At 70.7% G+C, this 9,728-nt stretch carries 9 protein-coding genes; 3 read left to right on the forward strand and 6 right to left on the reverse strand.

Going from position 1 to position 9,728, the window contains the following annotated elements:
* Positions 1-62: 62 nt before the first annotated feature.
* The 6 genes from ABZ193_RS42025 to ABZ193_RS42050 all read right to left on the reverse strand — a co-directional run bounded on the left by ABZ193_RS42025 (position 63) and on the right by ABZ193_RS42050 (position 5,382).
* Positions 63-2,087: a hypothetical protein gene (locus tag ABZ193_RS42025; RefSeq protein WP_354714362.1), complete on the reverse strand. Its 2,025-nt coding sequence runs from the start codon at positions 2,085-2,087 to the stop codon at positions 63-65.
* A complete protein-coding gene (locus ABZ193_RS42030) occupies positions 2,084-2,395 on the reverse strand; it encodes a type VII secretion target (protein WP_308191148.1) in 312 nt (103 codons plus the stop codon). Before ABZ193_RS42030 ends, ABZ193_RS42025 begins: the two co-directional genes overlap by 4 nt.
* On the reverse strand, positions 2,392-2,901 hold the full coding sequence (locus ABZ193_RS42035; RefSeq protein WP_020421987.1) for a YbaB/EbfC family nucleoid-associated protein: 510 nt from the start codon (positions 2,899-2,901) through the stop codon (positions 2,392-2,394). The genes ABZ193_RS42030 and ABZ193_RS42035 overlap by 4 nt, the downstream gene beginning before the upstream one ends.
* A 114-nt stretch (positions 2,902-3,015) precedes the next feature.
* Positions 3,016-3,480, reverse strand: coding sequence for a cysteine dioxygenase family protein (locus ABZ193_RS42040; protein ID WP_017987486.1), 465 nt, complete (start codon positions 3,478-3,480; stop codon positions 3,016-3,018).
* Positions 3,481-3,670: 190 nt separating this feature from the next.
* Complete coding sequence (locus ABZ193_RS42045; RefSeq protein ID WP_354714364.1) at positions 3,671-4,678, reverse strand: NAD(P)H-dependent glycerol-3-phosphate dehydrogenase; 1,008 nt, start codon at positions 4,676-4,678, stop codon at positions 3,671-3,673.
* 2 nt (positions 4,679-4,680) lie between these two features.
* On the reverse strand, positions 4,681-5,382 hold the full coding sequence (locus ABZ193_RS42050; RefSeq protein WP_020421984.1) for a lysophospholipid acyltransferase family protein: 702 nt from the start codon (positions 5,380-5,382) through the stop codon (positions 4,681-4,683).
* Between the two features lie 69 nt (positions 5,383-5,451).
* Between ABZ193_RS42050 and cofC the strand changes: the two genes are divergently transcribed.
* From cofC to ABZ193_RS42065, 3 genes are all read left to right on the forward strand, one after another.
* The gene (gene cofC / locus ABZ193_RS42055; RefSeq protein ID WP_354714366.1) at positions 5,452-6,087 is read left to right on the forward strand and encodes a 2-phospho-L-lactate guanylyltransferase; all 636 of its coding nucleotides are present in this window, start codon (positions 5,452-5,454) and stop codon (positions 6,085-6,087) included.
* Between the two features lie 116 nt (positions 6,088-6,203).
* Positions 6,204-8,390, forward strand: coding sequence for an RNA degradosome polyphosphate kinase (locus ABZ193_RS42060; protein ID WP_020421982.1), 2,187 nt, complete (start codon positions 6,204-6,206; stop codon positions 8,388-8,390).
* The gene (locus tag ABZ193_RS42065) at positions 8,387-9,325 is read left to right on the forward strand and encodes an NUDIX hydrolase (RefSeq protein ID WP_354714368.1); all 939 of its coding nucleotides are present in this window, start codon (positions 8,387-8,389) and stop codon (positions 9,323-9,325) included. The genes ABZ193_RS42060 and ABZ193_RS42065 overlap by 4 nt, the downstream gene beginning before the upstream one ends.
* Positions 9,326-9,728: the final 403 nt, after the last annotated feature.

The following is a 9,728-nucleotide window of genomic DNA, read 5'->3' on the forward strand; positions in this document are numbered from 1 at the left end:
CCCCGCGGTGAGCCCCGCGGTGAGCCCCGCGCTCCGCCGGGTGCGGAGCGCGGGGCCGCCGGTCAGTCGTCGTCGCCGCCGGTGACGTTGCCGACGCTCGTCGGGACGCCCTTGATCATGTCGATGATCGTCTTGCCTGCCAGGCCGCGGTAGCCGAACCACGGGTCCGTCATGTACTTGATGGCCTGCTCGAACTTCGCGGCGCCCTCTTCGCCGAACAGCTTGCCCAGCTGGGCGACCGAGAAGTTGCTGATCTTGTCGAACTTGGCCAGCGTCTCGGGCGTGACGCCCTCGATCTTGGCCAGCTCGTTCTTGATGGCCTGCGACATCTGCTCGGACAACCGGTGGTGCGTGGGATCCGGGGTCGACTGGTTGCCGCCCGGTGTGTTGTCGCCGGGCTGGTTGTTGGTGCCCGGCTGGTTGTCGCCCGCTTGGTTGTTGCCGGGCTGGTTGTTGCCCGACTGGTTGTTGCCCGACTGGTTCGAACCGCCGGGCTGGGACTGATCCGTGGGCTTCGGCGAGCCAGACGCGTTGTCCGTCGGCTTCGGCGAACCAGGCGCGTTGTCCGTCGGCTTGGGCGAACCAGGCGCGTTGTCCGTCGGCTTGGGCGAACCAGACGCGTTGTCCGTCGGCTTCGGCGAAGCCGTGGCGGAGGTGTCCAGCTTCGGCGGCACGGGTACCGGCTGCACATCCGCAGGCTTGGGCGCCGGAGCGGGATCGTTGAGCTTCGGCCCACCCGACACCGGCGAGGGCGGTGGGTCAGCAGGCTTCGGTGCGGCGGACGAAGTCGTGACGGCATCGTCCAGCTTCGGCCCACTGGACACCGGCGGCACATCCGCAGGCTTCGGCACCGGAGCCGGGGTCGGCAACGGATCGTTCAGCTTCGGCCCAGTTGACACGGCCCCCACATCGGCGGGCTTCGGAGTCGGAGCGGGAGTCGCCGGCGGGTCGTTCAGCTTCGGCCCACCCGACACGGCCCCCACATCCGCGGGCTTCGGAGTCGGAGCGGGAGTCGGCGGCGGGTCGTTCAGCTTCGGCCCATTCGACACCGGCCCAGCATCCGCAGGCTTCGGCCCCACCACCGGAGCCGCCGGCGGATCATTCAACTTCGGCCCACCCAACACCGGCGCAGCATCCGCAGGCTTCGGCCCCACCACCGGAGCCGGCGGCGGATCATTCAACTTCGGCCCACCCGACACCGGCGCAGCATCCGCAGGCTTCGGCCCCACAACCGGAGCCGGCGGCGGGTCGTTCAGCTTCGGCCCATTCGACACCGGCGCACCGGTGTTCGCCGGCGCCGGGCCGCTCGAACCGGGCTTCACCGACGGCGGCTTGGCGCCCGCGAGGTCGTCACCGGCCTTGCCGAGCTTGCTCAGCGACGCGCCCAGATCCACCAGCTTCCTGGTCAGCTCGGCGATCTTCGCGCCGATCTTGCCCAGCGCGGTGGCCACCATGCCGATCGTCGTGCCGATGAAGATCGCGATCGACGCGCCGAACGTCACCGGCGCCAGCGCCGCCGCGATCAGCGCGCCCTTGATGATCGTCGCGAGCAGCATGGCGATCAGGTCGCGCGCGATGCCGCGGAAGGCGCCGACCAGACCGCCTGCGACCTTCATCGACTTCCCGGCGTTCTCCAGGTAACCGCCGATCGCGTTGAGCTGGTCGGTCACCGCTTCCATGCTCTTGCGGAACTGGTCGGCGCCCTCACCGGTCCAGCTCTCCATCAGCGTCGCGAGCTTGGTCTGGTGGTCCTGCGCCCACTGCTCGAGCTTTTCCTTCTCGGCCTTGACCGCTTCCTCGGCCGCCGCGATGCCCTCGGGGTCGCCCCACATGATGTCCAGCGGCCACCGCAGCACCGAGATGTGCTCGATCAGCCAGCCGATCCCGGCGGTCAGCAGGCTGCCGATCGGGTCGAGCGCGAGACCCAGCGTCTCCAGCGCGAGACCGGCCGAGCCGATGCCGATCGCGACCTTGTCGTTCTCCTTGACGGCCTCGTTCAGGCTGACCGCGGCGTCGAAGAACCCGGCGCCGGTCTGCCACTTCTCGGCCATGTGCAGGCCGACGTCCCCGGGCTTGTACTCGCTCATGCCTTGAACCCCAGCAGTCCGGCGGCCGTCTCGGAGTCGTGCGCGTCGTAGGCCTTCGCAGCCTCGCGCACGTTGTCGGCGAACTCGCTGATCGTGCCCGAGTACTTGTTGAGCTGGTCTTCGGCCTTGCCGCACCACAACGTGACGCCGGCGCCGAAGATCTGCCCGACCATCCCGAAGATGCCGATGTCGCCGACGCACCCGCCGACCACCCCGGCGGTGCCCTTCAGGTTCTCCGTCAACTGGTCGAGGTGCTGGCCGAACGACACCAGCGGAGCCGAATCGACCTCGAAACCGGAACCGCTCACCACGGCCTCATCTCGTCGTCGTCATCCGCCGGGGACGCCGGGCGCGGCCGCCGCGGCGCGGGACGCTGCTGCACCGGAGACACCGGCGGAACCGGCGGCGGAGGCGGCGGTGCCGCTTCCGCCTCGGGCTCGGCGAAGTCCTCCGGCTCGTCCTCGACCGGCGGCAGGAAACTCCTGATCACCTCGGCGGACTCGCCGTCGCCCGCGATCGCGGTGAACGAGTCGGACACGGCGCGCGCGGCCTGCCGCTGACCTTCCCGCACAGCCTGCATGATCGCGGCGGTGAGCCGCGCCGGGCCGAGGTCGCAGGCGCGGTGCCCGAGTTCGAGGCTTTGCAGCGCACCGTTCGGCGCGATCGTCACGGTCACCGAACCGTCCTTCGACCGCACCGTCGCCGACGCCTCGCCGAGCGCGTCCTGCAGCGCCGCGGCCTTCTGCTGCATCTCCCGCACCTGCTGTTCGAGCAAGTGCTGGAAGTCCTCCCCCGGCCTCAGATTCGGCTGCATCCTGCTCCCCTGCGCGTGTATCCGGTGATCAACGCGCAGGCTACCGCAGCGATCGTGAGGTTCCGCCCGGATGCGGCGAACTCCCCGGGAACCTTTCCCGAACGGGCGAGGAGGTCAGTCGCGGACCGGTCCGGTGACCGGATCCAGGTGGTAGGACCGCATGACCCGGCCACCGCTGCGGTAGACGTGGATGCTGATCGCCGGGTCCGGGCCGTCGTTGCGCACCTGGTGCACGTATCCCGGCCCGAAGACCCGCGACTGCCCCGCCGACAACGCGTGCACCTCGGTCACCCCGCGCCGCGCGACGGTCTCGGTGAGACGGCCGCTGACGACGGTGAACGCGCCCGTCGAGTGCCCGTGGTCGTGCAGGTCGGTGTGCTGGCCGGGCAGCCAGCCCATCAGCCAGATCTCCTCGTCGTCGCGCGCCTCGACGAGCGCGGAGAACCGCTCGTCCGGGTCGTAGCGCAGCAGGTGCCGCCAGCGGTCGCGGTCGGCGGCGAACTCGAGCGCGACCCGCACCGGGTGGCGCAGGACGGGCTTCTCGGTCAGGGCAACGGTGTTGTCCGGAACGGCGAACATGAAAAGAGGTGTCCTTGAAAGAAGAAGGTGGTTGTCGGGCAGGCTGGGCTGGGTCAGCGACAACAACAAGGACACAGCGCGGCGCAGCGCACAGGACCGCGGCGGAGATCCCGCCGGGTCGTCAGGCCACGCGTCGTCATGGCGCCCACCCAACCAGCCGGCCGGGCGGGCGTCAAATCCGTTCCACCTACTAGGACCACTCGTGCTTCTGGCGGCGGCCGAGCAGCTCGGCGCCCACCTGGCGGGGGTCCGCCCCCTCGTGGCACACGCGGTGCATCGCGTCCGTGATCGGCATGTCCACACCGTGCTTGTGGGCCAGTTCGCGGATGGACGTGCAGGACATCACGCCCTCGGCGACCTGCCCGCCGGCCGCGGCCTGCGCCTGCTCCAGCGTCTCGCCGCGACCGAGCCGCTCCCCGAACGTGCGGTTGCGGGACAGCGGGGACGAACAGGTCGCCACGAGGTCGCCGACCCCGGCGAGCCCGGCGAACGTCAGCGGGTCCGCGCCCAGCTTCGTGCCCAGCCGCGCCATCTCCGCCAGCCCGCGGGTGATGAGTGTGGCCGTGGTGTTGGCCCCCAGCCCCATGCCGACCGCCATGCCGCAGCTCAGCGCGATGACGTTCTTCGCCGCGCCGCCGACCTCGCAGCCCACCACGTCGGTGTTGGTGTAGGGCCGGAAGTAGGAGTTGAAGCTGGCCTGCTGGATCGCGACCGCGCGGTCGTGGTCGGCGCACGCGAGCACCGCGCCCGCCGGCTGCCCCTGCGCGATCTCCCGTGCCAGGTTCGGGCCGGACACCACCACGATCTCGTCGCCGGACACGCCGCTGATCTCGGCGATCACCTCGCTCATCCGCTTGAGCGTCCCGAGTTCGACGCCCTTGGCGAGGCTGACCAGGATCGCGCCGCGCGGCAGGAGTTCCCGCCAGCCGGACAGGTTCGCGCGCAGGCTCTGGCTTGGCACGGCCAGCACGACCGCCTCCGCGCCCGCCAGCGCCTCGGCCGGGTCGTGCGTCGCCGTCAGGTTCGCGGGCAGTTCGATGCCCGGGAGGTACCCGCTGTTGGTGTGCCGCTCGCGGATCTCCCCGGCGACTTCCGCCCGCCGGGCCCACATCGTCACGTCCCGGCCCGCGTCGGCGAGCACCTTCGCGAACGCGGTGCCCCACGAACCCGCGCCGAGCACGGTGATGCGCTGCACCATCGTCAGTCCGCCGCCTCGGGTTTGCGGGCGGGCGGCTGCTCACCGCGGACGTCGGCCAGCAGCTCGGTGACCCGCTCCATGAGCAGTTCCGTCACCTCCCGCAGCACCGGACCGGTCTGCGGCTTGCCGCGGTAGGCGGACAGGTCGACCGGTTCGCCCACCGCGTGCGTCACGGTCGTGCGCGGCAGCAGCCGCACCTTCTTGTGGTAGAAGTCCAGGATCTGCTGGGTGCCCCACCGTGCCACCGGAATCACCGGGACGTCGTTGTCGAGCGCCAGCCGCGCGACCCCGGTGTGCGACCGCTTCGGCCAGCCGTTCGGGTCCTTGGTGATGGTGCCCTCGGGGTAGATGACGACGACCTTGCCCTCCTGCAGCGCCTGGTGCGCGGCGCGGAGGCTGTCGCCGGCCTGCGCCGACCCGCGGTAGACCGGGATGCTGCCGGCGCCCACCAGGATCTTCCCGAAGATCGGCGTGCGGGCGAGGCTGTCCTTGGCCAGGAACCGCGGCACGCGCTTCTGGCGGTGGATGAACACCGCGTCGACGGCGGGGTCCATGTGCGAGACGTGGTTCATGACCACCAGCGCCGGACCTTCCCGCGGGATGCGCTCGGCGCCGGTGTAGACCCGCCTGCCGATCCAGCTCACCGGGTAGAACAGCACGGCGGCGGCTCCGACCCAGAACCCGCCCTTCTCACGACCGGCCAAGACTCCTCCTGCTGTGGTGTGTGCTGCCGGTAGCTGATCCTAGGTGCACGATTGCGGAAAGATGGGAGTGTGCCCGCACCCGTCGAAATCTCCGGCCTGATCGTCCCGCTGAAGCCGCCGCGGACAGGCAAGTCCCGCCTGCGTGGCGCGGTGGACGAGCGCGACCACGCCGCGCTCGTACTGGCCCTGGCCTGGGACACCCTGGCCGCGGCGACCGACGCCGGCGTCCGCCTGCTGGTGCTCGCCGCGGATCCGGCCGCCGTGTCCGGTCTGCGACGCCCCGGTGTGGAGGTCGTCGGCGAGCGCGGCGACGGCGACCTGAACTCCGCGCTGCGGCAGGGCGAGGCGCTGCTCCGGCAGCGGGACCCGGGCGCCGTGGTCGGGGCGATTCAAGCCGATCTGCCCGCTTTGCGCCCCGCGGAACTGGCCGCGGCGCTCGCCGCGGCGGAGGGCAGGCGGGTGTTCGTCGCGGACGCCGACGGCACCGGCACGACGCTGTTGCTGTCCGAACCTGGCGGGCCACTGGACCCGCGGTTCGGCGCCGGTTCGGCCGCGGCGCACGCCGGGTCCGGCGCGGTGCCGCTGGAGCTGGACCTGCCGACCCTGCGCCGGGACGTGGACACCCCGGCGGACCTCGCGGAGGCCTGCCGCCTGGGTGTCGGCGACCGGACGCGGGCCGTGCTCTGCTCACGGGAGGTGGCGTGAACATCACCCGGCCGCTGGGCGAACTGCTCCGGGTGGTCCTGCGGAGCACGGGTGAACTGCTCAATCTCTCACTCGGAGTATCGGCAGCCAGGCCCGAAGTAAGGAACAATGCGAGAGTGAGCAGCGACGAGACCAACCCCCCGGCAACGACCCAACCGGCGTCCGGCGAGACCGCCGCGCCCACGAGATTCCGCGCCATCCCGTCCGCGCCGCCGGCGGTGACCCCGTCGTCGGACCTGCCGCCCGCGTCCCTGCCCGACGACCGGTACTTCAACCGCGAGCTGTCGTGGCAGGACTTCAACGCCCGGGTGCTGGCCCTGGCCGAGGACGCGTCCCAACCGCTGCTGGAGCGGGCCAAGTTCCTCGCCATCTTCGCGTCCAATCTGGACGAGTTCTACATGGTGCGGGTGGCCGGGCTGAAGCGCCGCGACGAGACCGGGCTGCCGGTGCGCAGCGCCGACGGGCTCACCCCGCGCGAGCAGCTGGCCTACATCGCCAAGCGCAACCAGGACCTGGTGGAGCGGCACACCGCCGCGTTCGAGGAGCACGTCCGCCCGGAGCTGGCCAAGCACGACATCCAGATCGTGTGCTGGGCGGACCTGGAGCAGGCGGACCAGGCGCGGCTGTCGGACTACTTCACCGAGCAGATCTTCCCGGTGCTGACGCCGCTGGCGGTCGACCCGGCGCACCCGTTCCCCTACATCTCCGGGCTGTCGCTGAACCTCGCCGTGACGGTGCGGGACCCGGACCTGGGCACCGAGCGGTTCGCCAGGGTCAAGGTGCCGAACAACGTGCCGCGCCTGATCCGCGTCGAGCAGCAGCGGGAGAGCCGCGTCGCGACGTTCCTGCCGCTGGAGGAGCTGATCGCCGCGCACCTCGGTGAGCTGTTCACCGGCATGGAGGTCACCGAGCACCACGTTTTCCGGGTGACCCGCAACGCCGACGTGGACGTGGACGAGGACCGCGACGAGGACCTGTTGCAGGCGCTGGAGCGGGAGCTGGCGCAGCGCCGGTTCGGCCCGCCGGTGCGGCTCGAGGTCGCCAACGACATGAGCGAGCACGTGCTCGACCTGCTGCTGCGGGAGCTGGAGGTCGACCCGCACGACGTGGTCGAGGTGCCCGGGCTGCTGGACCTCACGTGCCTGATGCAGCTTTCCAGTTTGGACCGCAAGGAACTGAAGGACCGCCCTTTCGTCCCGGCCACGCACCCGGCGTTCGGTGAGCACGAGACGCCGAAGAGCGTTTTCGCGACCCTGCGCGAGGGCGACGTGCTCGTGCACCACCCGTACGACTCGTTCTCCACGAGCGTGCAGCGGTTCATCGAGCAGGCCGCCCGGGACGACAAGGTGCTGGCCATCAAGCAGACCCTGTACCGCACCTCCGGTGACTCCCCCATCGTGAACGCGCTCATCGACGCCGCCGAGGCCGGCAAGCAGGTCGTGGCGCTGGTGGAGATCAAGGCCCGCTTCGACGAGGAGGCCAACATCACCTGGGCCCGCACCCTGGAGCGGGCCGGGGTGCACGTGGTCTACGGGCTCGTCGGGCTGAAGACGCACTGCAAGGTCGCGATGGTGGTGCGCCAGGAGGGCTCGACCATCCGCCGCTACTGCCACATCGGCACCGGCAACTACAACCCGAAGACGGCGCGGCTTTACGAGGACGTCGGCCTGCTGACCGCGGACCCGGACATCGGCGCGGACATCACCGACCTGTTCAACGTGCTGACCGGGTATTCGCGGCAGGACACCTACCGCAACATCCTCACCTCGCCGGCCGGGATCCGGCGCGGCATCCTGCGCCTCGTCGATGAGGAGATCGAGCACAAGCACGCCGGCGCGGAAGCCGGTATCCGCATCAAGTGCAACTCGCTCGTCGACGAGCAAATCATCGACGCGCTCTACCGGGCCTCCGCCGAAGGGGTTCCGGTGGAGATCGTGGTGCGGGGTATTTGCGCCCTGAAACCCGGCGTGCCCGGACTGTCCGAGAACATTTCCGTCCGGTCCATTCTCGGGCGGTTCCTGGAGCATTCCCGCATCTTCCATTTCCTCGCCGGGCGCACCTACTGGATCGGCAGCGCGGACATGATGCACCGCAACCTGGACCGCCGGATCGAGGCGATGGTGCAGGTCAAGGACGCGCGGCTGACCAGGCAGCTGGACGACATCCTCGATTCGGCGCTGGACCCGGCGACGCGGTGCTGGGTGCTCACCGACAGCGGGGAGTGGCAGCCGTCGCCCGCGGACACCACGCAGGTCCGCGACCACCAGAACGAGTTGTTGAAGAAGCACGGGGCCAACGGGTGAGTTCTGTTCGTGTCCGCGCCGCGGGTGCGGTGCTGTGGCGGACCGGTCCGGGCGGGGTCGAGGTGGCCGTCGCGCACCGTCCCCGGTACGACGACTGGTCGCTGCCGAAGGGGAAGCTGGACAGCGGGGAGACCCTGCCCGCCGCGGCGGTGCGGGAGATCGCCGAGGAGACCGGTTTCCGGGCCCGCCTGGGGCGGCACCTGCGGACGGTGCGGTACTCGGTGGCGGCCGGGCCGAAGTCGGTGGACTACTACAGCGCGGCGGCTGTTTCGGGGGCTTTCGAGCCCAACGAGGAGGTCGACGAGCTTCGGTGGCTCACGCCCGCGGAGGCGGCCGGCTTGCTGTCGTACGACAGTGACCGGTCGGTGCTCGAGGTTTTCGAAGCATTGCCGGCGGGGTTGACCACGCTGTTGCTGGTGCGGCACGCGAAGGCCGGGAAACGGGACGAGTGGCGCGGTGACGACGACCTGCGCCCGCTGTCCCCGAGCGGCATCCGGCAGGCGGCCGCGCTGCGGGCGTTGTTGCCGCTGTTCGGTCCGGACAGGGTGGTGGCCGCTCCCCGGTTGCGGTGCGAGCAGACGGTGCGCGGCCTGGCGGACGACCTCGGTGTGCCGGTGGAGCACGAGGACCTGATGGCGGAGGAACACTACTGGGACGACCGGGACGCCGGGCTCGCCAGGCTGCTGGCGCTGGTGTCCGTCGGCGGGACGCCCGTGGTGTGCAGCCAGGGCGGGGTGATCCCGGACCTGGTGACGAGGTTGGCGGCCCGCGACGGCTTGCGCCTGCCGGTGGATGAGGGTGAGAAGGTGCCGAGCAAGAAGGGCTCGGTGTGGGTGCTCTCGTTCCGGGCCGCGCCAGGCAACGGCGGCCCCCAGCTCGTGGCGGCGGACTACCTGCCCACAGCGCTGCCAACCCCCGCCACGAGCCAGGTGTAGCTCAGTCCGCCTGCGACGGTGGTTGCAGCGTGCCGGACAGGAAGCCGGCAGCGCGGGCAGACCAACGCGCCAGGCCATCCCGCACCTCGCCAACGGAAGCCGGCAACGCAAGGGGCCCCGACCACACCCCGACCCTCCCCCACCTCCCCAACGCAAGCCGGCAACGCAAGCGGGCCGACCACACCCCAGCCCTCCGCCACCCCTCCAACGCAAGCCGGCAACGCAAGCGGACCGACCAAGCCCCAGACCTCCCCCGCCCCCGATCCACAGCCTGCTTTTGGTCGCCGATCAGCGGGGTCAAGGTACTCTTTCCCGTATCGCGAAGTGAACCCGGAATGAACCGGCGCTAACGAGTTGTCACGAGTCCGACGAGGTCGAACTCGACGACTTCGACGACTTCGAC

Source organism: Amycolatopsis sp. NPDC006125 (genome assembly GCF_040614195.1).
In the GTDB taxonomy this organism is placed as follows: domain Bacteria; phylum Actinomycetota; class Actinomycetes; order Mycobacteriales; family Pseudonocardiaceae; genus Amycolatopsis_E; species Amycolatopsis_E tucumanensis.